Source organism: Serratia sp. NA_13, assembly GCF_052691735.1.
Genome location: NZ_JBQZFV010000001.1, coordinates 618,645 through 640,730, shown reverse-complemented (window position 1 = coordinate 640,730; position 22,086 = coordinate 618,645). Strand labels below are relative to the sequence as shown.

At 51.6% G+C, this 22,086-nt stretch carries 20 protein-coding genes, 2 tRNA genes, 2 other RNA genes and 1 pseudogene; 12 read left to right on the top strand and 13 right to left on the bottom strand.

The genetic code is table 11. From position 1 onward, the window contains the following. Nucleotides 1-128 precede the first annotated feature (128 nt). The 5 genes from ACUTSU_RS02945 to ACUTSU_RS02925 all read left to right on the top strand — a co-directional run bounded on the left by ACUTSU_RS02945 (nt 129) and on the right by ACUTSU_RS02925 (nt 5,214). Nucleotides 129-680 (top strand): NAD(P)H nitroreductase, encoded by a 552-nt coding sequence (locus tag ACUTSU_RS02945; protein ID WP_445650689.1) that lies wholly within the window; start codon nt 129-131, stop codon nt 678-680. 157 nt (nt 681-837) lie between these two features. Continuing rightward, nucleotides 838-1,881 carry a selenide, water dikinase SelD gene (gene selD, locus ACUTSU_RS02940; RefSeq protein WP_445650690.1) on the top strand — a complete coding sequence of 348 codons (1,044 nt, stop codon included), beginning with the start codon at nt 838-840 and terminating at the stop codon, nt 1,879-1,881. After that, complete coding sequence (mnmH, locus tag ACUTSU_RS02935) at nt 1,881-2,999, top strand: tRNA 2-selenouridine(34) synthase MnmH (protein WP_445650691.1); 1,119 nt, start codon at nt 1,881-1,883, stop codon at nt 2,997-2,999. Before selD ends, mnmH begins: the two co-directional genes overlap by 1 nt. After that, on the top strand, nt 2,999-4,924 hold the full coding sequence (locus ACUTSU_RS02930; RefSeq protein ID WP_445650692.1) for a DNA topoisomerase III: 1,926 nt from the start codon (nt 2,999-3,001) through the stop codon (nt 4,922-4,924). The genes mnmH and ACUTSU_RS02930 overlap by 1 nt, the downstream gene beginning before the upstream one ends. After that, nucleotides 4,921-5,214: a DUF1496 domain-containing protein gene (locus ACUTSU_RS02925; RefSeq protein ID WP_445650693.1), complete on the top strand. Its 294-nt coding sequence runs from the start codon at nt 4,921-4,923 to the stop codon at nt 5,212-5,214. Before ACUTSU_RS02930 ends, ACUTSU_RS02925 begins: the two co-directional genes overlap by 4 nt. 9 nt (nt 5,215-5,223) lie before the next feature. Here the strand turns inward: ACUTSU_RS02925 and ACUTSU_RS02920 are convergent, their stop codons facing one another. The 9 genes from ACUTSU_RS02920 to ACUTSU_RS02880 form a co-directional block, all read right to left on the bottom strand. Beyond that, nucleotides 5,224-5,625, bottom strand: coding sequence for a pyrimidine (deoxy)nucleoside triphosphate diphosphatase (locus ACUTSU_RS02920; protein WP_445650694.1), 402 nt, complete (start codon nt 5,623-5,625; stop codon nt 5,224-5,226). A gap of 45 nt (nt 5,626-5,670) precedes the next feature. Further along, the gene (xthA, locus tag ACUTSU_RS02915) at nt 5,671-6,477 is read right to left on the bottom strand and encodes an exodeoxyribonuclease III (protein ID WP_445653743.1); all 807 of its coding nucleotides are present in this window, start codon (nt 6,475-6,477) and stop codon (nt 5,671-5,673) included. Nucleotides 6,478-6,580: 103 nt separating this feature from the next. Continuing rightward, entirely contained in the window at nt 6,581-7,153 is a 573-nt protein-coding gene (locus tag ACUTSU_RS02910) for an LOG family protein (RefSeq protein WP_445650696.1), read from the bottom strand. Between the two features lie 163 nt (nt 7,154-7,316). Beyond that, nucleotides 7,317-7,443, bottom strand: a non-coding RNA gene (locus ACUTSU_RS02905) — RtT sRNA. Nucleotides 7,444-7,487: 44 nt separating this feature from the next. Beyond that, a tRNA-Tyr gene (locus ACUTSU_RS02900) sits at nt 7,488-7,572 on the bottom strand. A gap of 96 nt (nt 7,573-7,668) precedes the next feature. Next, nucleotides 7,669-7,795, bottom strand: a non-coding RNA gene (locus ACUTSU_RS02895) — RtT sRNA. Nucleotides 7,796-7,836: 41 nt separating this feature from the next. Next, nucleotides 7,837-7,921, bottom strand: a tRNA-Tyr gene (locus ACUTSU_RS02890). Between the two features lie 158 nt (nt 7,922-8,079). Further along, nucleotides 8,080-8,928 carry a formyltetrahydrofolate deformylase gene (purU, locus tag ACUTSU_RS02885; protein ID WP_012145438.1) on the bottom strand — a complete coding sequence of 283 codons (849 nt, stop codon included), beginning with the start codon at nt 8,926-8,928 and terminating at the stop codon, nt 8,080-8,082. A 126-nt stretch (nt 8,929-9,054) separates the two neighbouring features. Next, a complete protein-coding gene (locus ACUTSU_RS02880; protein WP_445650697.1) occupies nt 9,055-9,519 on the bottom strand; it encodes a YchJ family protein in 465 nt (154 codons plus the stop codon). Between the two features lie 140 nt (nt 9,520-9,659). On the opposite strand from ACUTSU_RS02880, the gene rssA reads away from it, so the two are divergent. The 5 genes from rssA (at nt 9,660) to ACUTSU_RS02855 (ending at nt 15,208) form a co-directional block, all read left to right on the top strand. Continuing rightward, a complete protein-coding gene (gene rssA / locus ACUTSU_RS02875; protein ID WP_445650698.1) occupies nt 9,660-10,565 on the top strand; it encodes a patatin-like phospholipase RssA in 906 nt (301 codons plus the stop codon). A 105-nt stretch (nt 10,566-10,670) separates the two neighbouring features. Further along, nucleotides 10,671-11,684, top strand: a complete 1,014-nt coding sequence (rssB, locus tag ACUTSU_RS02870; protein ID WP_445650699.1) for a two-component system response regulator RssB — start codon at nt 10,671-10,673, stop codon at nt 11,682-11,684. A 199-nt stretch (nt 11,685-11,883) separates the two neighbouring features. Beyond that, complete coding sequence (gene galU, locus ACUTSU_RS02865) at nt 11,884-12,801, top strand: UTP--glucose-1-phosphate uridylyltransferase GalU (protein ID WP_445650700.1); 918 nt, start codon at nt 11,884-11,886, stop codon at nt 12,799-12,801. A 43-nt stretch (nt 12,802-12,844) separates the two neighbouring features. Then, nucleotides 12,845-14,188: a UDP-glucose dehydrogenase family protein gene (locus ACUTSU_RS02860; protein WP_445650701.1), complete on the top strand. Its 1,344-nt coding sequence runs from the start codon at nt 12,845-12,847 to the stop codon at nt 14,186-14,188. A 9-nt stretch (nt 14,189-14,197) separates the two neighbouring features. Continuing rightward, nucleotides 14,198-15,208 (top strand): NAD-dependent epimerase, encoded by a 1,011-nt coding sequence (locus ACUTSU_RS02855; RefSeq protein WP_445650702.1) that lies wholly within the window; start codon nt 14,198-14,200, stop codon nt 15,206-15,208. A 217-nt stretch (nt 15,209-15,425) separates the two neighbouring features. Here ACUTSU_RS02855 and hns read toward each other — a convergent pair whose 3' ends face one another. Beyond that, a complete protein-coding gene (gene hns, locus ACUTSU_RS02850) occupies nt 15,426-15,833 on the bottom strand; it encodes a histone-like nucleoid-structuring protein H-NS (RefSeq protein WP_006321188.1) in 408 nt (135 codons plus the stop codon). Nucleotides 15,834-16,553: 720 nt separating this feature from the next. Here hns and ACUTSU_RS02845 point away from each other — a divergent pair. After that, nucleotides 16,554-17,138 (top strand): thymidine kinase, encoded by a 585-nt coding sequence (locus ACUTSU_RS02845; protein WP_445650703.1) that lies wholly within the window; start codon nt 16,554-16,556, stop codon nt 17,136-17,138. 129 nt (nt 17,139-17,267) lie between these two features. Here ACUTSU_RS02845 and ACUTSU_RS02840 read toward each other — a convergent pair. From ACUTSU_RS02840 to adhE, 3 genes and pseudogenes are all read right to left on the bottom strand, one after another. Beyond that, nucleotides 17,268-17,954: pseudogene (locus tag ACUTSU_RS02840) on the bottom strand (IS3 family transposase); the annotation flags it as partial. Further along, nucleotides 17,927-18,109 (bottom strand): helix-turn-helix domain-containing protein, encoded by a 183-nt coding sequence (locus ACUTSU_RS02835; RefSeq protein ID WP_445653742.1) that lies wholly within the window; start codon nt 18,107-18,109, stop codon nt 17,927-17,929. The gene ACUTSU_RS02835 and the pseudogene ACUTSU_RS02840, both read right to left, overlap by 28 nt. A gap of 84 nt (nt 18,110-18,193) precedes the next feature. Further along, nucleotides 18,194-20,866: a bifunctional acetaldehyde-CoA/alcohol dehydrogenase gene (gene adhE, locus ACUTSU_RS02830; RefSeq protein ID WP_445653741.1), complete on the bottom strand. Its 2,673-nt coding sequence runs from the start codon at nt 20,864-20,866 to the stop codon at nt 18,194-18,196. Nucleotides 20,867-21,390: 524 nt separating this feature from the next. Here adhE and ACUTSU_RS02825 point away from each other — a divergent pair. Then, nucleotides 21,391-22,035, top strand: coding sequence for a YchE family NAAT transporter (locus ACUTSU_RS02825; protein ID WP_012145429.1), 645 nt, complete (start codon nt 21,391-21,393; stop codon nt 22,033-22,035). Nucleotides 22,036-22,086 lie beyond the last annotated feature (51 nt).

The following is a 22,086-nucleotide window of genomic DNA, read 5'->3' as shown; positions in this document are numbered from 1 at the left end:
TATCCTAATGAGCGGCCAAAGAAATGTCAGCTTTAAATAGTGGGTCACAGAGGCTAATGCCGAGGCTGTCACTCGCCGTTTAGCTATGTTACCGTGATTTGAATGAAAATTGTTATCAGGAGTTTACGATGGATGCACTGGAACTTTTACTGAATCGCCGCTCTGCGTCACGCCTCGTGGCCCCTGCGCCGACGGGTGAGGCGCGTCAGAATATCATCAGCGCGGGCCTGCGAGCGCCCGATCATGGTGCCTTGCAGCCATGGCGTTTTGTGATGATCGAAAACCAGGGTCTGGAGCGTTTTAGCCAATTGTTACAAGCTGCTGCAAAGCAGGACGAAATGGATGAAGCCGCGTTAGAAAAGGCGACAAAAGCGCCATTCCGCGCCCCGCTGATTATCACCGTGGTAGCCCATTGCACCGAAGAAACCAAGGTTCCGCGCTGGGAACAGGTGGTTTCTGCCGGTTGTGCGGTCCAGGCGATGCAGATGGCTGCACTGGCGCAGGGCTTCAACGGTATTTGGCGCACCGGCGCTTGGACCGAGCACCCACTGGTTCGTGAAGCCTTTGGCTGTCGCGAGCAGGACGAAATTGTCGGTTTCCTGTATTTGGGTACCCCACAGTTAAAAGCTTCTACCAAAGTGATCGCCCCAGACAGCACGCCTTTCGTCAGCTATTTCTGATCCCACCGGCGGGATTGCGGCAAAAATGTGCTAAATCCCACCATTCTGTGTTGTTTATGAGCAGGCTGTTCGGTTATCGGCAGCCCGCTCTTACCAATCCCGTCGGCAAGCGCTACCCTATGATATCTTGAATGCCGTTAACCGAAGGGAGTGGTATATGACATCGCCAGCGATCCGTTTAACCCAGTACAGCCATGGCGCCGGCTGCGGTTGTAAAATCTCACCGAAAGTTCTCGAAACTATTCTGCACAGCGAGCGGGAGAAATTTGTCGATCCGCGCTTGCTGGTCGGTAATGAAACCCGTGACGATGCGGCGGTGTATGATATCGGCAACGGCGTGGGCATTATCAGTACCACCGACTTCTTTATGCCGATCGTCGATAACCCGTTCGATTTCGGTCGCATCGCCGCCACCAACGCCATCAGCGACGTGTATGCCATGGGGGGGAAACCAATCATGGCGATTGCCATTCTGGGCTGGCCGATTGCCACGCTGCCGGCGGAAGTGGCGCAGCAGGTGATCGACGGTGGGCGTTATGCTTGCCAGCAGGCGGGTATCGCCCTGGCGGGGGGCCATTCTATTGATGCGCCGGAACCTATTTTTGGCCTGGCAGTGACTGGCATCGTCAATACCGAACGGGTAAAGAAAAACAGCGCGGCACAGGCCGGTGCCAAATTGTACCTGACCAAGCCGTTGGGCATTGGCGTGCTGACCACCGCCGAGAAGAAAAGCAAATTGTTGCCAGAGCATGAAGGCCTGGCGACCGAAGTGATGTGCCAACTGAATAAACCGGGCACGGATTTTGCCGAAGTCGAAGGTGTGACGGCGATGACCGATGTCACCGGCTTCGGTCTGCTGGGCCATCTGAGCGAAGTTTGCCAGGGTTCAGGGCTGCAGGCGACGCTATGGTTTGATCAGGTCCCTAAACTGCCTGACATCGAGCGTTATATTGCCGAAGGCTGCGTACCCGGCGGTACCGGGCGCAACTTTGAGAGTTACGGCCATCTGGTTGGTGAAATGACCGACCTGCAGCGCCAATTGCTGTGCGATCCGCAGACCTCCGGCGGCTTGCTACTGGCAGTACTGCCTGAAGCGGAGCAGCAGGTGCAGGCGATTGCCGAGCGCCACGGCATTCAACTCCAGGCTATCGGTGAACTGCATGCGGTCGTGCCGGGCAAGCCGTTGATCGAGGTTGTCTAGTGTTAGCTACCAGGGAACGGGAAGACAGCCAGGACTATCGCCGTATTTTTTTGCAGGATATCCCGCTGATTGACGTGCGTGCACCGGTTGAGTTTCAGCAGGGGGCTTTCGCTAATGCCATCAATCTGCCGTTAATGAACGACGATGAGCGGCAGGCGGTTGGCACCTGTTACAAACAGCAAGGGCAGCAAGCAGCGATTGCGCTCGGGCATAGTCTGGTCAATGGCCGATTGCGTGAGCAACGCACGGCGGCCTGGCTGGCGCAATGTGCCCAATGGCCGGAAGGCTATATTTACTGTTTCCGCGGCGGTTTGCGTTCGCAACTGGTGCAACAGTGGCTGCGTGAGGCCGGCGTCGCCTATCCGCGCATCACCGGCGGTTACAAGGCCCTGCGCAATTTTCTGCTCATCACGCTGGAGCAGAGCGCCGAACTGCCGATGGTGCTGATTGGCGGCAATACCGGCAGCGGTAAAACTCTGCTGGTCAATGAGCTGGCCGACGGCGTTGATCTGGAAGGTGCGGCGCACCACCGCGGGTCATCTTTTGGCCGAACGTTGGTGAGTCAAAGCGGCCAGATTGATTTTGAGAATCGTCTGGCTGTGTTATTGCTGAAAAAACAGCATGGTGGCTGCCGCCGCTGGGTGCTGGAAGATGAAGGGCGCATTATCGGCAGCAACAATCTGCCATTACCGATCTTCAACCGAATGCAGCAGGCACCGGTGGCGGTGATAGACGATCCTTTTGAGGTGCGTCTGGCACGGCTGCAGCACGAATATATCGATCGGATGCGTATTGAGTTTGAACACGCCTACGGTGCGCAGCTTGGCTGGCAAAAGTACGATGAATATCTGCATCACGGCCTGTTTGCCATTCGCCGCCGCCTGGGGCTGGAGCGTTTCCAACTGCTGACGCAGCACCTGGAACGGGCACTGCAGTATCAGCAGGCCAGTGGAAATAGTGACGAGCATCAGCAGTGGCTGGTGCCGTTGTTGCAGCACTACTACGATCCGATGTATCACTATCAATTGGAAAAGAAATCCCAGCGGATTGTGTTCCGCGGGAATTATGCTGAAGTAAGAGAATTCCTGATGACGTACAGCCAGAATAACGGTGAATAATGCGACTGTTTATTGCCGAGAAACCGAGTTTGGCTCGCGCCATTGCCGACGTACTTCCCAAGCCGCATCGCCGCGGCGACGGGTTTATCGCCTGCGGTAACAATGATGTGGTGACCTGGTGTGTGGGCCACTTGTTAGAACAGGCGCAGCCGGATGCCTACGACAGTCGTTATGCGCGCTGGTCGCTGGCGGATTTGCCGATCATCCCTGAAAAGTGGCAGTTGCAGCCACGGCCTTCTGTCAGCAAACAGCTTAATGCCATTAAAAAGCTGTTGCATGAGGCCGATGAAGTGGTGCATGCCGGTGACCCGGACAGGGAAGGCCAATTGCTGGTGGACGAGGTGCTGGACTATTTGGCCTTATCGCCGGAAAAACGTCATAGCGTCCGCCGTTGCCTGATCAACGATCTCAACCCGCAGGCGGTGGAGCGCGCTATCGAAAGGCTGCGTGACAACCGCGACTTTATCCCACTTTGTGTCTCCGCCCTGGCGCGTTCCCGCGCAGACTGGCTGTATGGTATCAACATGACCCGCGCCTACACCATTCTGGGGCGTAATGCCGGTTATGATGGTGTGTTGTCGGTGGGCCGGGTGCAAACGCCGGTGTTGGGGTTGGTAGTCAGGCGTGACGAAGATATTGAAAATTTTGTCTCGAAGGACTTCTTCGAAGTCAAAGCGCACATAGTGACGCCCAAAGACGAGCGTTTTGTCGCCCTGTGGCAACCGAGTGACTCCTGCGAGCCTTATCAGGACGAAGAAGGGCGCTTGCTGCACCGATCGCTGGCAGAACACGTGCTCAAGCGCATCGAGGGTCAGCCGGCGCTGGTCACCTCTTATAATGATAAACGGGAATCAGATACCGCCCCCTTGCCGTTTTCATTGTCGACCTTACAGATTGAGGCTTCCAAGCGCTTTAACCTGAGTGCGCAGCAGGTGCTGGAGGTGTGCCAGCGGCTGTACGAAACCCATAAATTGATTACCTATCCGCGTTCCGACTGCCGCTACCTGCCGGAAGAGCATTTTGCCGGGCGGCATTCGGTGTTGAACGCCATCAGTGTTCATCAGCCGGATCTGTATCCGCAGTCGGTGATCGACAGCGATCGTCGTAACCGGTGCTGGGACGACAAGAAGGTGGATGCCCACCACGCCATTATTCCTACTGCCCGTGCCAGTAAGGTCAGCCTCAGCCAGGATGAACTGAACGTTTATGGCTTGGTTGCACGGCAGTACCTGATGCAGTTCTGCCCAGATGCCATGTTCCGCAAATGCGTGATTGAGCTGGATATCGCCGGCGGCAAGTTTATCGCCAAGGCACGTTTTCTTGCTGAGGCAGGATGGCGAACGCTGCTTGGCAGTAAAGAGCGCGATGAAGAAAACGAAGGCGCTCCGTTGCCGGTAGTGGCGAAGGATGACGAGCTACTTTGTGAACGTGGTGAGGTGGTAGAACGCCAGACCCAACCGCCACGTCCGTTTACTGATGCCAGCCTGCTTTCCGCCATGACCGGGATTGCGCGTTTTGTTCAGGATAAAGCGTTAAAGAAAATCCTGCGGGCGACCGATGGTTTAGGGACCGAGGCCACGCGCGCGGGTATCATTGAGTTGCTGTTCAAGCGGGCATTTTTGTATAAGAAAGGGCGTTATATTCACTCCAGTGAAACCGGCCGGGCGTTGATCCATTCGCTGCCGGATATTGCTGCCCGTCCTGATATGACCGCCAACTGGGAAGCCACGCTGACGCAAATCAGTGAGAAATCCTGCCGTTATCAGGACTTTATGCAACCTCTGGTAGGTACTCTGCAGGAACTGATCTATCAGGCCAAGCAGAGCCGGGCGAGTATGGCATTTCGCGGGTTGCCGCCTTCACCTTCCGCCGGGACGAAAAAACGCAAGAAAAGCGCCGGTAAGGCGCGGGAGAAGAGCGAATGAATCACGGCTTACTGTTGCTGGCCGGTAGCGCACTGCTGTTTTGCACTACGGCGATGGCCAACCGTGGCGATGTCGATGTGGTGGTGCCGGTGTCGCCGGAGATCTGGGGTGCGGCAAAAAACGCTGCGGCTCAACCGATAGCACAATCTTGCAGTCGTTGTTGCATCTATCAGGATCAAAACTATTCTGAAGGGGCGGTACTCAAGGTGGAAGGGGAAGCGTTGCAGTGCGTACGCGACCCCAATGTGGTGGGGACTAATCCGTTAGTCTGGGTGCGTCTGAAGAAGTGACGCTGTAACTCAGCCTTGCGCCCGCAGTGCGCTAATATAGGCGGTTAATAGTGGTACATCCGCCGGAGCCAGGGGGTAGTCAAATGCCTGCTCCGGTGCCAACCAGATAAAATCAGAATGGCAGCGGTTTTGTAATTCGCCGCTAAAGGTTTCAACCTGCCAGGCATGGAGTCGGATGACGCGCTCACTTTGCTGCCACTGGTTGCTGGCGACATAGCGGCCAACCCTGGCCACGATTCCCAACTCTTCGTCCAGTTCACGCGCCAGTGCCTGTGGCTGGCTCTCACCTGCTTCAACCTTGCCACCGGGAAACTCCCACAGTCCGGCCTGATCGCTGTCAGCATTACGCTGTGCCAAAAGAATCTGGCCATTTCTTTCAATGATGGCGGCGACGACATCGATAATTTTCATAGGAACCACATAGCGAAACCCCGGCAATGACCGGGGTTGGGGCAATTACAGCGAGAATTCCGCCCAAACTGGCGCGTGATCCGACGGCTTTTCCATCCCGCGGATCTGATAATCGATGCCGGTGGCGGTGCAGCGTGCGGCCAATGGCGTGCTGGCCAATAGCAGATCGATACGCAGACCCCGGTTTTCATCGAAACCACGTGAACGGTAGTCGAACCATGAGAATTGATCGCTACGTTCCGGGTTAGCCTGGCGGTAGGTATCGACCAGGCCCCAGTTCATCAGGCGATCCATCCATTCGCGCTCCTCCGGCAGGAAGGAGCACTTACCAGTACGTAGCCAGCGTTTACGGCTTTCCTCGCCGATGCCGATATCGTAATCGGTTGGACTGATATTCACGTCACCCATCACCAGTACCGGTGAGTCCACCGACATTTGCTGCTCCAGGTAGTTTTGCAAATCCTGGTAGAAGCGTGTCTTGGCGGGGAATTTGATCGGATGGTCACGGCTTTCCCCTTGCGGGAAGTAGCCATTGATCACCGTCAAAGTGCCTCGTGGCGTCGCCAGATCGGCCATAATGATGCGGCGCTGTGCGTCTTCATCATCGGTAGGGAAACCACGGCGCACGGCAAGCGGCTTTTCTTTGGTTAGCAGCGCCACGCCATAGTGACCTTTTTGACCATGATAGAACACGTGATAGCCATGCTGGCTGACTTCTTCCAGCGGGAACATGTCATCGTGAACTTTCGTTTCCTGCAGGCCGATCACGTCGGGCTGGTGCTGTTCGATGATCGCGGCCAGTTGGTGCGGACGCGCACGCAGTCCATTGATATTAAAAGAGACAAACTTCATGAGCGGTGCCGTTTTTACAAGAAAAATGTGTTGAGATAGTAGCAGAGTTTGACCAGAAATGTAACGCAGGCCAGCGGCATCAGGCCGCCGGCGGCAAGCCGAATTATTTTGCCCAGCGGTCGTAAGTCTTGGGCTGATAGTCGTCAAATTGTTGCAGTAAGGTTTGCGCAGACTCACTGATGTGCATGGTGCCCAGATAGTCATGGCGCATAAAGCCCTGATCGGCGACGTGCAGCAGGAAGCTGTTTAGTGGGCGATAGAACCCGTTCACGTCCAGCAAGCCAACCGGTTTACTGTGATAACCGATCTGACCCCAGGTCCAGATTTCAAACAGTTCCTCAAGGGTACCTATGCCGCCGGGCAGCGCAATAAAACCATCTGCCAGAGCCGCCATGCGCGCCTTACGGGTGTGCATGTCCGGAACCACTTCCAGTTCAGTCAGGCCACGATGTGCGGTTTCTGCTTCTACCAACCGCTCGGGAATAATGCCCACGGCCTCACCACCTGCGGCAAGCACGGCATCAGCCACGATGCCCATCAACCCTTTTTTGCCGCCACCATAGATGAGGCGTCGGCCCTGAGTAGCAAGCGTTTGCCCCAATTGCCGCGCGTTCTCGGCATAAGCAGGGTTAACGCCTTCGCTGGCACCACAAAAAACGCAGATATTGTTACGCATGCACTTCTTCCTTACTGCATTAAAGAAGTCAGTGGTATAGCGAATAGTTGACCGGAGTTCAAGTTGAGGATGCGCTGAATGGTTAAGACAATTGATAAATGATGAACTGAGAGAGTGATGGAATGCTGTCAGGTTTGATTTGATTCTGGGGGATATACAAAGATGGTGGTGGGGGAAGGATTATTCGTCGCTGTGCGACTCCCCCTGCGGGCCGCGCTGAAGCGCGTTGTCTCACTGCGTGAGACTCGAACCTTGTCGAAGCTTCTCATCCCTCCCGGTAAGGAGTGATGTTGATGCTGTCAGGTTTGTTTTGATTCTGGGGGGTATACAAGGATGGTGGTGGGGGAAGGATTCGAACCTTCGAAGTCTGTGACGGCAGATTTACAGTCTGCTCCCTTTGGCCGCTCGGGAACCCCACCATGGTATTCATGGTTTTACAAATTGTAGTTCCGGTTTTATCCGGAAGAAACCTGGCCGGTTCCTTTACTGCGTCTTCACTCGTTGCAGAGAGAAGATGGTGGTGGGGGAAGGATTATTCGTCACTTCGCTCCTCACCCTGCGGGCCGCGCTAAAGCGCGTTGTCTCACTGCGTGAGACTCGAACCTTGGCGAAGCTTCTCATCCTCCCCCTCAGTGTTTTATGTAGTTTCAGCTTTCGCTGTGCTTTCATCAACAGAGAGAAGATGGTGGTGGGGGAAGGATTCGAACCTTCGAAGTCTGTGACGGCAGATTTACAGTCTGCTCCCTTTGGCCGCTCGGGAACCCCACCACTGGCCTTGCTTGCGAAACGTCTGTCTCGGTAAGCGGGGCGCATCATATCAAATGAAACGAGCGTGTAAAGCATTGAAATGCAGAAAATGAATCGTTTGCCGATTTTTTACTCGTGGCGGCGCATCCCTGAACGAAAGGCACCGCTTTATTGAGCAATTACAGGATAACCGTCCGGTTGCCGTAGACAAATACCCGTTGTGCCAACACATGATACAGCGCCCGGCTAAGTGCATTTTTCTCGACGTCTCTCCCGGCACGCATCATATCTTCAGCCGAATAGGTGTGATCAACATGAATCACGTCCTGCATGATGATTGGGCCTTCGTCCAGATTATCGTTAACGTAATGGGCAGTAGCGCCGATGATTTTCACCCCACGTTCGTAAGCCTGGTGGTAAGGGCGTGCACCGATAAAGGCCGGCAGGAACGAGTGGTGGATATTGATCACCTGGTTTGGATAGTGCTGTACGAATGCTGGTGTCAGCACGCGCATGTATTTGGCCAGCACTACGTAATCCGGCTGATACTGATCGATCTGGGCCATCATTTTCTGATCGTGTTGATCGCGTGTCAGGCCTTCATGGCTGACCAGATGGAACGGGATATCAAAACGCTCTACCAGCGTTTGCAGCGTATCGTGGTTACCGATAACTGCCGCAATCTCCACATCAAGACCGCCGTAGGCGCTTTTCATCAGCAAGTCGCCAAGGCAATGCGCTTCTTTGGTCACCAGCACCACAATACGACGACGGCCAGAGTTATGCAGTTCGCGAACAGAACCCACCGGCAGTGCACTGTCGAGATCCGCCAGCAAGGTAGTATCGTTAAAAATGCCTTCCAGTTCGGTACGCATAAAGAAGCGGCCGGTGCGGTGATCAACGAATTCATTGTTCTGAACAATGTTGAGTTCATGCTTGTAACAAATATTGGTGATCTTGGCGATCAGTCCTTTGGCATCAGGACAAATGGTGCGCAAAACTTTTCTTTGTACATTTTGGTGTGGCATGGGAGTGAGGATCCTGTCTGATACTGAACGTCCTGTCTTTGCAGGCGAGAGTTTTTATCATCTATATCTTCAAGCGGCGACTCGATAGTGAGCCGCTTGAAGTCTTTTGGTTACTTTGAGCCTCGGCTAGCGTCCGCAGCATTTTTTATATTTTTTCCCTGAGCCGCAGGGACAAATTGCATTTCTGCCGGGTTGGGGTTTGGTTCCGTCAATATAATACCAGCGTTGGTCAAGCTGAAGGAAGCGTGAACGCTCGTGCATCGCCTGGTGCTGACCGGTGTTGCCGTCGACGAATCGGGCAATGAACTCGACAAAACCTTCCCCGGCCTCATGGCCCTGTTTTTCTTCAACCACCGTCAGACCCAGCCATTCGGTATGCTTGAAACTGTCGACGATCGCGTTACGCCATTCCGATGCATGACAGTCGGGATGCCAGGTAGCAATCAGATAGTCCACATTGTGTTTTACGTAAGCGCTAAAGCGTGAACGCATTAATTGTCCGGGTGTGGCCGGCGTTTGAGTGCCGTTAACGTAGGGTTCGCAGCATGCGCTATACTCCAGTCCGCTACCGCAGGGGCATAATTCGGGCAAGGTGACTCCTAAAATGGCCGGAACGAAATGAACGGGCCGATGCCGAAAGTGATTTAGCGCATATGTTACCTAACATCATTCGACCCTGACAATCTACGCTGACGACAGGATCGAAACAATTCACCGAAAAGGCGGTAATTATGCGGAAAATCAAGGTTGGATTGGCATTGGGGGCAGGGGCGGCTAAAGGCTGGGCACATATTGGCGTAATCAATGCACTAAAGAGGTTGGGTGTTGAAGTCGAGATAGTAGCCGGTTGTTCGGTTGGCGCATTGGTGGGGGCTGCTTTTGCCAGCCATCGTCTGCCAGCCATGGAAACCTGGGTGCGTTCATTCAGTTATTGGGATGTGATCCGTTTGATGGATTTGTCCTGGCAACGCGGTGGGCTGCTGCGTGGTGAGCGGGTATTTAATGCAGTAGGGCAGTTGTTGAAAATTGATGACATCGCCGAGTGTTCATTGAAGTTTGGTGCCGTGGCGACCAATCTGAGTACCGGACGGGAACTGTGGCTGACCGAAGGTGACATTCATCAGGCGGTGCGAGCGTCGTGCAGCATGCCCGGCCTGTTGGCGCCGGTGTGGTTTGACGGTTATTGGCTGGTGGACGGCGCCGTGGTGAATCCGGTACCTATCTCATTGACACGGGCGTTGGGGGCCGACATTGTTATTGCCGTTGACTTGCAACACGATGCCCATCTGATGCAACAGGATTTGTTCTCGGTACGCAGTCCTGATATGGAGGCGGCAAAAGATCTCCCTGCCCGTAACTGGCGAGGACGATTAAGGGAACGCATCAGCAAAATGACCACCAGAAAACCTAATTTCACGCCAACGGCGATGGAAATTATGGGAACCTCTATTCAGGTACTGGAAAATCGATTGAAACGCAACCGCATGGCAGGCGATCCGCCGGATGTGCTGATACAACCCTATTGTCCGCAGATTTCAACGTTGGATTTCCATCGCGCCGAAGAGGCGATTGAAGCCGGCAGGCTGGCAGTTGAAAAACAGCTGGATAAACTGTTGCCCTTGATAAAAAACAAATAATTTACGGTTCTTGACTGTATAACCTGCGATGGGAGCAATTTCCGACAGGCATAAAAGGTCTTTTTGAGCCACTATTACACTATGAAAAGGGAAGAGGCTCGGCTGATGGCATTACCATTGACTCACAAGCGCATTTTGGTCGTTGAGGACGAACTGGTTTTTCGCTCCGTGCTTGTTGGCTATTTGAAATCGTTGGGGGCGGAAACCAGTGAGGCCCCTAATGGTTTGCAGGCGTTGAGTCTGGTGGATGATGTGCATCCCGATTTAATCCTGTGCGATCTGGCGATGCCGGAAATGGATGGGATTGAGTTTGTCGAACATCTGCGGCTGCAAGGTGTGCAAACTCCGGTGTTGGTGATTTCGGCTACCGATAAAATGGCGGATATCGCCAAGATGTTGCGGTTAGGCGTTCAGGACGTGTTGCTAAAACCGGTGACCGACCTTAATCGTTTACGTGAAGCGGTGCTGGGCTGTCTGTACCCCAATATGTTCACTTCTCCGGCCATTGAGGAGGTGGAACTGTTCCAGGACTGGGATGCGCTGAGTAAAAATCCTTCCGAAGCGGTGAAGTTGCTCAAACAGTTACAACCCCCTGTTCAGCAGACCGTGGCTAATTGCCGGATTAATTATCGGCAATTAACCACTAGCGAGAACCCGGGATTGGTGCTGGATATTGCGGCACTGTCGGATAAAGACCTGGCGTTCTATTGTCTGGATGTAACCCGCGCAGGAGATAATGGCGTAATGGCGGCCCTGCTGCTGCGTGCATTATTTAATGGATTGTTGCAAGACCATTTAGCTAATCAGCGTCATCGGCTACCGCAAATGACCGCATTGTTAAAGCAGGTTAATCAATTATTACGTCAAGGCAAGCTGGAAGGGCAATTTCCGCTGCTGGTCGGTTATTATCACACCGAATATAAAAACCTGATCCTGGTCTCCGCCGGCCTGCATGCCAATGTAAATACCGGTGATAATCAAATTCAACTGAGCAACGGTGTGCCACTGGGAACGCTAGGGGCGACCTACATGAATCAAATCAGCCAGCACTGTGCTGCCTGGCAGTGCCAGGTTTGGGGCTCGGGTGGTAGGCTACGCTTGATGCTCAGTGCTGAATAATTCTCCTGGGTCAAAATAGTATTTGAAATTTATATATTTGAGATGCTTATTTTTACCTCAGTTAGTCAATTGGGTAATTGTCCTAAAGTTTTTCTATTTGTGCCGCGGTTAATGCCAGTCAGTCATAAGCTGGTATACTCCGAGGGTTTTTGTATGGCGGATGAAGCTCATAAACTGAGCGCTATTAAGAGAGGAAATAATGCCTGCTGTAAATCGTAAAGTCAGAAAGGCTGTGATCCCGGTTGCAGGCTTGGGAACACGGATGTTACCGGCGACAAAAGCCATTCCTAAAGAAATGCTGCCGTTGGTTGACAAACCCTTGATCCAATACGTTGTCAATGAGTGTATTGCGGCAGGGATTAACGAAATTGTGTTGGTTACCCATTCCTCCAAGAATTCGATCGAAAACCATTTCGATACCAGTTTTGAACTGGAAGCGATGCTGGAAAAACGCGTTAAGCGTCAGTTGCTCGATGAAGTGCAGTCTATCTGTCCCAAGGGCGTTACCGTGATGCAGGTGCGTCAGGGGGTGGCTAAAGGGCTGGGGCACGCGATTATGTGTGCCTATCCACTGGTGGGGGACGAACCGGTGGCGGTGATTTTGCCGGACGTGATCCTCGATGAGTACAGCTCCGATCTGAAAAAAGACAATTTGCACGAAATGCTGCAGCGTTTTGAACAAACGGGTATCAGCCAGATTATGGTTGAACCTGTGCCGCATAAAGATGTTGGCAACTATGGCGTGGCCGATTGCAAAGGTTATGAACTGCAGCCGGGCGAAAGCGCCCCGATGGTCAGCGTAGTCGAGAAACCTTCGCCGGATGAAGCCCCTTCCAACCTGGCCATTGTTGGCCGCTATGTACTCTCTGCCGATATCTGGCCGCTGCTTTCGAAAACCCCTCCGGGCGCGGGTGGTGAAATCCAACTGACCGACAGCATTGAAATGCTGATGCAGCAAGAGACGGTAGAGGCGTATCACCTGAAAGGGATCAGCCATGATTGCGGCAACAAGCTGGGTTATATGCAGGCATTTGTCGAATATGGTATGCGCCATGCAGGGCTGGGCCAAGAGTTCACTCAGTGGTTGAAACAGTTACTGACCGTTGATAAGAAATAATTTATTTATCTTTCGTCTTAAATTGAAAAACTAGGATTTTCCCATGAAAGTAACAGTTTTTGGTATTGGCTATGTTGGCTTGGTGCAGGCTGCGGTGTTGGCTGAAGTCGGCCACGACGTTATGTGTATTGATATAGACGAGCGTAAAGTCGAAAACCTGAAGAAAGGAAATATCCCTATTTTTGAGCCAGGCCTGACGCCGTTGGTACAGCAAAACTATGAAGCAGGTCGCCTGCAGTTCACCACCGATGCTAAAGCCGGCGTTGAACATGGCACCATTCAGTTCATCGCCGTGGGGACGCCACCGGATGAAGACGGCTCTGCCGACCTGAAGTATGTGACGGCCGTAGCTCGTACCATCGCAGAACATATGACCGATCATAAAGTAGTGATCGATAAATCTACTGTGCCGGTCGGCACCGCAGATAAAGTTCGTCAGGTTATGGAAGAAACGCTGCGCAAACGCGGCAGCCAGATTCCTTTCGATGTGGTTTCCAACCCCGAATTCCTGAAGGAAGGCGCGGCAGTAGCAGACTGCATGCGTCCTGAGCGCATTGTTATCGGTACCGATAACAAAGATGTGGTTGAACCTATTCGCGAGCTGTATGAGCCGTTCAACCGCAACCACGATCGCATGATCATGATGGATATTCGTAGTGCTGAACTGACCAAATATGCTGCCAACTGTATGCTGGCGACCAAAATCAGCTTTATGAATGAAATGTCTAATCTGGCCGAAATGCTGGGTGCAGACATTGAGAAAGTGCGTCAGGGGATCGGTTCTGATTCCCGTATTGGCTATCACTTTATCTACCCAGGCTGTGGTTATGGTGGCTCCTGTTTCCCGAAAGACGTTCAGGCTTTGATCCGCACCGCTGAACATATCGGCTACCAGCCAAAACTGTTACAAGCCGTAGAGCAGGTTAACTATCAGCAAAAATTTAAGCTGACCAAGTTCATCAAACATCACTTTGGTGAAGGTCTGAAAGGTAAAACCTTTGCGCTTTGGGGGCTGGCATTCAAGCCGAATACCGACGACATGCGTGAGGCTTCCAGCCGGGTGCTGATGGAGCAACTGTGGGAAGCGGGCGCTACCGTTCAGGCGTACGACCCTGAAGCCATGAACGAAGTTCAGCGCATCTACGGTCAGCGTGACGATCTGAAGCTGGTAGGTACCAAGGAAGCTGCGCTGCAGGGTGCTGACGCACTGGTTATCTGTACCGAATGGCAGAACTTCCGCGCACCAGATTTCGACGTGATTAAAGGTTCGTTAAAGCAACCGGTGATCTTTGATGGTCGTAACCTGTTTGATCCTGAACGTTTGGAAAGTCGTGGCTTTACCTATTATGCTATTGGCCGCGGTGCGTCCATTCAGCCGGTTATTTAAGGGATAAATATGAAATTCCTGGTTACAGGCGCGGCAGGGTTTATTGGTTACTACACCGCTGAGCGTCTGTTGGCCGCTGGGCATCAGGTTATCGGTATCGACAACCTGAATGATTATTACGATGTGAGCCTGAAAATGGCGCGCCTTGAGCTGCTGGCGGATAAACCTGCTTTCCGGTTTATCAAGCTGGATTTGGCCGACCGTGAGGGCATGGCGCAGCTGTTTGCCGAGCATAAGTTTCAACGGGTGGTTCATCTTGGTGCGCAAGCCGGGGTGCGTTATTCATTGGACAACCCGCTGGCGTATGCAGACTCGAATCTTATCGGGCATTTGAATGTGCTGGAAGGGTGCCGACATAATAAAGTCGAGCATTTATTATATGCATCTTCCAGTTCGGTATATGGTCTAAATCGTAAGTTACCCTTTGCGACCGAAGATTCTGTTGATCACCCGATATCTTTGTATGCGGCAACCAAGAAAGCCAATGAGCTGATGTCGCACAGTTACTCCCATTTATATGGTCTGCCTACCACCGGTCTGCGTTTCTTTACCGTTTATGGCCCGTGGGGGCGTCCGGATATGGCGCTGTTTAAATTTACCAAGGCCATATTGGCAGGTGAGAACATCGATGTATATAACCACGGGGAGATGCACCGTGACTTTACTTACATTGACGATATCGCAGAGGCTATTGTGCGGTTGCAGGCGGTTATTCCGCAACCGAATGCAGCCTGGACGGTGGAACAGGGGTCTCCGGCAAGTAGCTCTGCGCCGTACCATGTCTATAATATCGGCAACAGCAATCCGGTGAAGTTGATGGAATACATCAGCGCATTGGAGCAGGCTCTGGGGATTGAGGCGCATAAGAATATGTTGCCGATGCAACCTGGCGACGTGTTGGATACTAGTTCCGATACTGCGGAGCTTTATCGCGTGATTGGCTTCAAGCCTGAAACCGGCGTGGAAGAAGGTGTAAAACGCTTTGTTGAATGGTATAAGTCTTTTTATAAAGTTCAGTAATTGAGCTTTACGTAAATGCTATAAGGGGCCACGGCCCCTTTTTTTATGCTTTGCTAAAGTCAGAAAAGGCCAGATAGCCGAGAGGCAAGACCAATGAGGTAGAAGGTTACCTACATAGGATAATTACGCATAGCCTGACTTGGGTTCTACTACTTCTTAAAATAAGCGTAACAAAAAGGCTCCCAAGGGAGCCTTTTTAACTTGCAGCGGAATGCTATTACAGCAGGAAATCGTCCAGAGATTTACCTTGCTCTTCGATAGCTTTCTTAATCACTGCTGGGGTACGGCCCTGGCCAGTCCAGGTTTTCAGTTCGCCGTTTTCGTCTTTATATTGGTATTTAGCCGGACGTGCTGCACGTTTAGCTTTACCAGCGGCTTTAGTTGCAGCCATAGTTTGCAGCAGTTCATTAGGATCAATACCGTCAGCAATCAGCATTTCACGATATTGCTGCAGTTTACGGGTGCGTTCTTCAACTTCTGCTTGAGCCTGGCTGTCTTCTTCGCGACGTTCGTTCACAACAACTTCCAGTTTTTCAAGCATTTCTTCCAGCGTTTCCAGGCTGCATTCTCTTGCCTGTGCGCGTAGAGTACGGATGTTGTTCAAAATCTTTAATGCTTCGCTCATTGTCCTAGTCTCAAATTATATTGGTGGGGGCGTCGGGGTAATAATAGAGTGCTCTTTTCTTTTCTGCAATAGCCAAATTGAAAAGGAAGGCTCAAATTTACCTTTTAAAACACAAAACCAGAACACTCTGGCTAATATAGGCAGGGGAGATAAGTATTACAACCGTCATTTTTAAGTCAAATTTTCAACAGTGACGGTATGTTTGCTATGCCGAAATGGCTTTCATGGTTAAGTTATAATTGTGTTTTATATCAATATTACGTCGAATTATGTGGGTTAAAGCACGCGACCAAGTATGCAAACACTGTAAACAATGGGGGTATACGAGTAAAGATAACGTCAAGAACTGTACCCAGGCTGTTTTCTGTCATTAAATACTCTGGCATGGTGCCAAGTGGTGTTAATAGCTTTAATTCCTCCCGGCTCGGACCTGTTGGGGCTTTACTGTGTTGGCATAACCATTAATGCAGGGTGTTGGCATAACCATTAATGCCGCGTGCTAATCATTAGCCGTAATTAAATGTGATGTCAGACTGAAGTCATCCTGTAAATAGATGTAAAAGTACGTTGTACAGAAAACGGAATGTTTCACTTGAAAGTTGGCATTCGTTTTGCGGGATGTTGATTAACCCAGAGGCGTGAGCAGGTCGGCAGGTTATGGTACACTTTACCTCTGAATCAACCTTCGAATATTTCTTATACCATTGGAGTTGCGGGCCCATGGCTCAACTTTATTTTTATTACTCTGCTATGAACGCAGGGAAATCTACTGCGTTGTTGCAATCTTCATATAATTATCAAGAGCGTGGTATGCGTACGCTGGTGTTTACCGCCGAAATAGATCATCGTTTTGGTGTCGGCAAGGTCAGCTCGCGGATCGGGCTGTCGTCACAGGCGCAGCTCTATAATAATGAGTCGATGATCTATGCGATGATTGCACAGGAACATCAACAGCAACCGGTACATTGCGTGTTGTTGGATGAAAGTCAGTTCCTGACGAAACAGCAGGTTGAGCAATTGTGTGATGTCGTCGACCAACTGGATATTCCGGTTTTGTGTTATGGCTTGCGCACCGACTTCCTGGGAGAGCTGTTCATTGGCAGCCAATACTTGCTGGCTTGGGCAGACAAACTGGTAGAGCTGAAAACTATCTGTCATTGCGGACGCAAGGCTAATATGGTGTTACGGCTGGATGAGAACGGACAGGCGATGCATGCTGGTGAGCAGGTCGTGATAGGGGGGAATGAGAGCTACGTCTCCGTTTGCCGCAAGCATTACAAGGAAGCCATACAGGCACTGGAGTAGCGTTTAGAACGTTACAGGGAGCCTTGTGGCGTGTTTAAACGCTATTGCGCACTCAGGTAAATACTGGTCAACGTACTGCATAAAAAAACCGCCTTTCTGAACTGACCCCATAGAGTTGGACGGTTTACATCAGGCGGCTATTTGGGCCTGGGTTCGGTACTCTACCTGACTCAGGCCTTTCAGTTTCTGTTTTATTCTTTCATGGTTGTAATAGTAGATATATTTGTCGATTGCTGTTCGTAACTCACTAATATTACTGTAGTCACCCAGATACAGGCACTCCGATCTCAGCGTGCCGAAGAAGCTTTCTATCACCGCATTGTCATAACAGTTTCCCTTTCGTGACATGCTTTGTTTCAGCCCTGCTTCCTTAAGCCGCTTCTGATAATGCGCCATCTGATACTGCCAGCCCTGATCTGAATGCAGTAACGGATATTCACCTTCATTCAGCGCTGACAGTGCCTTAGTCAGCATTTCGTCCACCATCGACAGGCGCGGATGAGGTTCCATATGATACGCGACGATTTCACCGTTATACAGCTCAAGGACCGGCGATAAATACAGTTTTTCCCCACTAATTTTAAATTCCGTCACGTCCGTTACCCACTTCTGGTTCGGTTTGTCCGCGCTGAACCGACGGTTCAGTACATTACCCGCGGCTTTTCCGTATCGGCCTTTGTAAAAGGCATATTTCTTCCTTCTGATACAGGAAGTTAACTCCATTTTCTGCATCAGACTCTGAACCGTTTTATGATTCAACTGACTTCCTTCCCGGCGAATGGCAAGCGCTATCCTGCGGTATCCATACCGGCCTTTAACCCTGCGTCGCCATGAAGCCTCCAGGCTGCAGACCACTTACGAACGGCGCTGTGATCGATACCAAAACGCTTTGCCGTCACCTTCTGACCTTCCCGGCTGGAAAGATAGTTCTGCACGACCTTAAGCTTGAAGCTGAGAGAATACTTGCTCATAAAAAACTGCACCTTACTCAGTTGGGTATCCAACTTTTGGGGTGCAGTTCATTTCGGCGGTTTTTTTATTGGTTCAATGAACCGTTATTTTTTGGACTTTTTTTCTGCTTTGGCCGCCGCTGGAGCTACCAAAACTTCTTCATCTTCCGCTTCACTAAACTTACGGCCGTAGAAGGTATCCAGCATGATTTGCTTCAGTTCGGCAATCAGCGGATAACGCGGGTTGGCACCGGTACATTGGTCGTCAAAGGCGTCTTCAGACAGTTTGTCGACTTTCGCCAGGAAATCGGCTTCTGTTACACCGGCTTCACGGATTGATGCCGGGATACCCAGTTCAGCTTTGATCTCATCGAGCCAGGTCAGCAACTTCTCGATTTTCTGCGCGGTACGGTCGCCTGGTGCGCCCAGACCGAGGTGGTCAGCGATTTCAGCGTAGCGGCGACGAGCCTGTGGGCGGTCGTACTGGCTGAAGGCCGTTTGCTTGGTTGGGTTGTCGTTCGCGTTATAACGAATAACGTTGGAGATCAGCATGGCGTTGGCCAGACCGTGCGGGATGTGGAACTCAGAACCCAGTTTGTGGGCCATTGAGTGGCAAACCCCCAGGAAGGCGTTGGCGAACGCGATGCCGGCGATGGTCGCTGCATTGTGCACGCGTTCACGGGCGACCGGGTTCTTGGCACCTTCTTTATAGCTGGCTGGCAGATACTCTTTCAGCAGTTTCAACGCTTGCAGCGCCTGACCATCAGAGTATTCGTTCGCCAGTACTGAAACGTAAGCTTCCAGTGCGTGTGTCACAGCATCCAGGCCGCCAAAGGCGCACAGGGATTTTGGCATGTTCATCACCAGGTTGGCGTCAACAATGGCCATATCCGGAGTCAGAGCGTAATCCGCCAATGGGTATTTCTGGCCGGTCACGTCGTCGGTCACTACTGCAAACGGGGTCACTTCTGAACCGGTACCTGAGGTGGTGGTCACGGCGATCATTTTCGCTTTGACGCCCATTTTCGGGAACTTGTAGATACGCTTACGGATATCCATAAAGCGTAGCGCCAGGTCTTCGAAATGGGTTTCAGGATGTTCGTACAGCACCCACATGATTTTCGCCGCGTCCATCGGTGAACCACCGCCCAGCGCGATAATCACGTCTGGTTTAAAGGAATTCATCTGCTCAGCGCCTTTACGCACGATGGACAGCGTTGGGTCTGCTTCAACTTCAAAGAACACTTCTGTTTCAATGCCGTGAGACTTCAGAACGGAAGTGATCTGGTCAGCATAACCGTTATTGAACAGGTAGCGGTCGGTCACAATGAAGGCGCGTTTTGCCCCGTCGGTCGCTACTTCTTCCAGCGCGATAGGCAGTGAGCCACGGCGGAAGTAGATTGATTTCGGAAGTTTATGCCACAACATGTTTTCTGCTCGCTTCGCTACCGTTTTCTTGTTGATCAGGTGTTTTGGACCGACGTTTTCAGAGATGGAGTTACCGCCCCAGGAACCGCAGCCCAGCGTCAGAGACGGAGCGAGTTTAAAGTTGTACAGGTCACCGATACCCCCCTGAGACGCTGGGGTGTTAATCAGGATACGTGCGGTTTTCATCTTGTCGCCGAAGAAGGCAACGCGTTCTGGTTGGTTATCCTGGTCGGTATACAGGCAAGAGGTATGGCCGATACCCCCCATGGCAACCAGTTTTTCCGCTTTGCTGACGGCGTCGGCAAAATCTTTGGCGCGGTACATGGCAAGCGTAGGAGACAGCTTTTCGTGAGCGAAAGGCTCGGTTTCATCAACCAGTTTCACTTCACCGATCAGTACCTTGGTGCTTGCCGGTACTGTGATGCCTGCTATTTCAGCGATTTTCGGTGCAGGCTGGCCAACGATAGCCGCGTTCAGGCCGCCGTTTTTCAGGATAATGTCCTGTACGGCTTTCAGTTCTTTACCCTGCAGCATGTAGCCGCCGTGGGTAGCGAAACGTTCACGAACTGCATCATAGATGGAGTCAACCACGATGACCGACTGCTCAGAGGCGCAAATCACACCGCTGTCGAAGGTTTTAGACATCAGAATTGAGGCGACAACGCGTTTGATATCCGCAGTTTCGTCAACCACAACCGGGGTGTTACCTGCGCCAACGCCGATAGCCGGTTTACCGGAGCTGTAGGCGGCTTTAACCATGCCTGGGCCACCGGTCGCAAGGATCAGGTTGATGTCAGGGTGATGCATTAACTGGTTGGACAGTTCAACGGTAGGTTGGTCGATCCAGCCGACGATGTCTTTCGGTGCACCGGCGGCAATCGCGGCCTGCAATACAATATCCGCTGCCCTGTTGGTAGCGTTTTTCGCACGTGGGTGCGGAGAGAAGATAATGCCGTTACGGGTTTTCAGACTGATTAACGCTTTGAAAATGGCCGTAGATGTTGGGTTGGTGGTAGGCACGATACCGCAAATCAGGCCAATAGGCTCTGCAATGGTGATGGTACCGAAAGTATGGTCTTCGGCCAGGATGCCGCAGGTTTTTTCATCTTTATAAGCGTTGTAGATAAACTCTGATGCGAAGTGGTTCTTGATCACTTTATCTTCAACGATCCCCATACCTGACTCTTCAACGGCCAGTTTGGCCAGAGGAATACGGGCATCGGCAGCGGCGAGGGCAGCAGCGCGGAAAATCTTGTCAACTTGTTCTTGGGTGAAGTTGGCATATTCGTGCTGGGCTTTTTTGACACGTGCAACTAGCTCGTTCAGTTCAGCGACATTTGTTACAGCCATAATGCTCTCCTGATAATGTTAAACTCTTTCAGTAAATCAGTCGTGCGAGCAAGTAGTATAGACAGACCGATGGGCAATGCCGTTTAAAAAACAAAGGCTTTCCGCCATTTTTTGTCGCATGCTGCTGATTTGCTTAAAGAGCTTTACCCGATGCTTCAGCAGGAGAAGACAGCGGGCCGAACAGAGATGCCACTTTTTCCTTAACCTGTTCTACTCCCTGACTACGACTAAGAGCTTAACTACTATTGGTTAGCTATTTTGTGATTTAAATCATAAAAAATGCAAGCTGACACCATTCAGCCATGGTTTTTGAGAATCATTCTTGATAACTGCGATGTAGGCACTTTTCTCAACATAAAAAATCATAAACCGTACATTGCTATTAACAATAGAGAATTGTCTTATCGAAGTGGATGTAAATAGAGATAAATCTCGCCCATGAACAATGGATTACCCGTGGCAATTCTATTACATTAGCGCGCGAAGGCAGTGTCACTTTTAGAGCTATTAAAGCGGAGTCATTTGTGGGCCAATCTCTGTTGGATTTTTCCGGCTTCATTAAGTTTTTTGTCGGCCTGTTTGCATTGGTAAACCCGGTGGGTATTTTGCCGGTATTTATCAGCATGACCAGCTACCAGGCGGCGGCTGGACGTAATAAAACCAACCTGACCGCCAACCTGTCAGTTGCCATCATCCTGTGGACCTCGTTGTTTTTGGGGGAAGGGATTTTGCGCATGTTCGGTATCTCTATTGACTCGTTCCGCATTGCCGGCGGTATCCTGGTGGTCAGCATTGCCATGTCGATGATCAGCGGCAAACTGGGTGAGGACAAACAGAACAAACAGGAAAAATCAGAGAGCGCGATCCGTGAGAGCATTGGGGTCGTGCCATTGGCATTGCCGCTGATGGCCGGACCGGGCGCTATCAGTTCCACCATTGTCTGGAGTTCCCGTTACCATAGCTGGCAGAATCTGCTGGGGTTTAGCCTGGCTATCGCGTTGTTTGCCTTTTGCTGCTGGTTGTTGTTCCGGGCAGCACCTTTACTGGTACGTTTGTTGGGGCAAACCGGCATTAACGTCATCACCCGTATCATGGGGTTGCTGCTGATGGCGTTGGGTATCGAGTTTATCGTGACTGGCATCAAGGCGATATTCCCCGGCTTGTTGTAATCAGCCGAATGAGTCGCGAATAGGATGATTCGCGACTCAAATTAATTTTAA

What these genes read in the sequence shown, in the direction of transcription:
- xthA (WP_445653743.1), bottom strand. Translation starts at nt 6,477, where the DNA reads ATGAAGTTTGTCTCTTTTAATATCAATGGACTGCGTGCGCGTCCGCAC.
- hns (WP_006321188.1), bottom strand. Translation starts at nt 15,833, where the DNA reads ATGAGCGAAGCATTAAAGATTTTGAACAACATCCGTACTCTACGCGCA.
- ACUTSU_RS02845 (WP_445650703.1), top strand. Translation starts at nt 16,554, where the DNA reads ATGGCTCAACTTTATTTTTATTACTCTGCTATGAACGCAGGGAAATCT.
- ACUTSU_RS02860 (WP_445650701.1), top strand. Translation starts at nt 12,845, where the DNA reads ATGAAAGTAACAGTTTTTGGTATTGGCTATGTTGGCTTGGTGCAGGCT.
- galU (WP_445650700.1), top strand. Translation starts at nt 11,884, where the DNA reads ATGCCTGCTGTAAATCGTAAAGTCAGAAAGGCTGTGATCCCGGTTGCA.
- ACUTSU_RS02930 (WP_445650692.1), top strand. Translation starts at nt 2,999, where the DNA reads ATGCGACTGTTTATTGCCGAGAAACCGAGTTTGGCTCGCGCCATTGCC.
- ACUTSU_RS02835 (WP_445653742.1), bottom strand. Translation starts at nt 18,109, where the DNA reads ATGAGCAAGTATTCTCTCAGCTTCAAGCTTAAGGTCGTGCAGAACTAT.
- adhE (WP_445653741.1), bottom strand. Translation starts at nt 20,866, where the DNA reads ATGGCTGTAACAAATGTCGCTGAACTGAACGAGCTAGTTGCACGTGTC.
- ACUTSU_RS02945 (WP_445650689.1), top strand. Translation starts at nt 129, where the DNA reads ATGGATGCACTGGAACTTTTACTGAATCGCCGCTCTGCGTCACGCCTC.
- ACUTSU_RS02910 (WP_445650696.1), bottom strand. Translation starts at nt 7,153, where the DNA reads ATGCGTAACAATATCTGCGTTTTTTGTGGTGCCAGCGAAGGCGTTAAC.
- purU (WP_012145438.1), bottom strand. Translation starts at nt 8,928, where the DNA reads ATGCCACACCAAAATGTACAAAGAAAAGTTTTGCGCACCATTTGTCCT.
- ACUTSU_RS02920 (WP_445650694.1), bottom strand. Translation starts at nt 5,625, where the DNA reads ATGAAAATTATCGATGTCGTCGCCGCCATCATTGAAAGAAATGGCCAG.
- ACUTSU_RS02855 (WP_445650702.1), top strand. Translation starts at nt 14,198, where the DNA reads ATGAAATTCCTGGTTACAGGCGCGGCAGGGTTTATTGGTTACTACACC.
- selD (WP_445650690.1), top strand. Translation starts at nt 838, where the DNA reads ATGACATCGCCAGCGATCCGTTTAACCCAGTACAGCCATGGCGCCGGC.
- rssB (WP_445650699.1), top strand. Translation starts at nt 10,671, where the DNA reads ATGGCATTACCATTGACTCACAAGCGCATTTTGGTCGTTGAGGACGAA.
- rssA (WP_445650698.1), top strand. Translation starts at nt 9,660, where the DNA reads ATGCGGAAAATCAAGGTTGGATTGGCATTGGGGGCAGGGGCGGCTAAA.
- ACUTSU_RS02925 (WP_445650693.1), top strand. Translation starts at nt 4,921, where the DNA reads ATGAATCACGGCTTACTGTTGCTGGCCGGTAGCGCACTGCTGTTTTGC.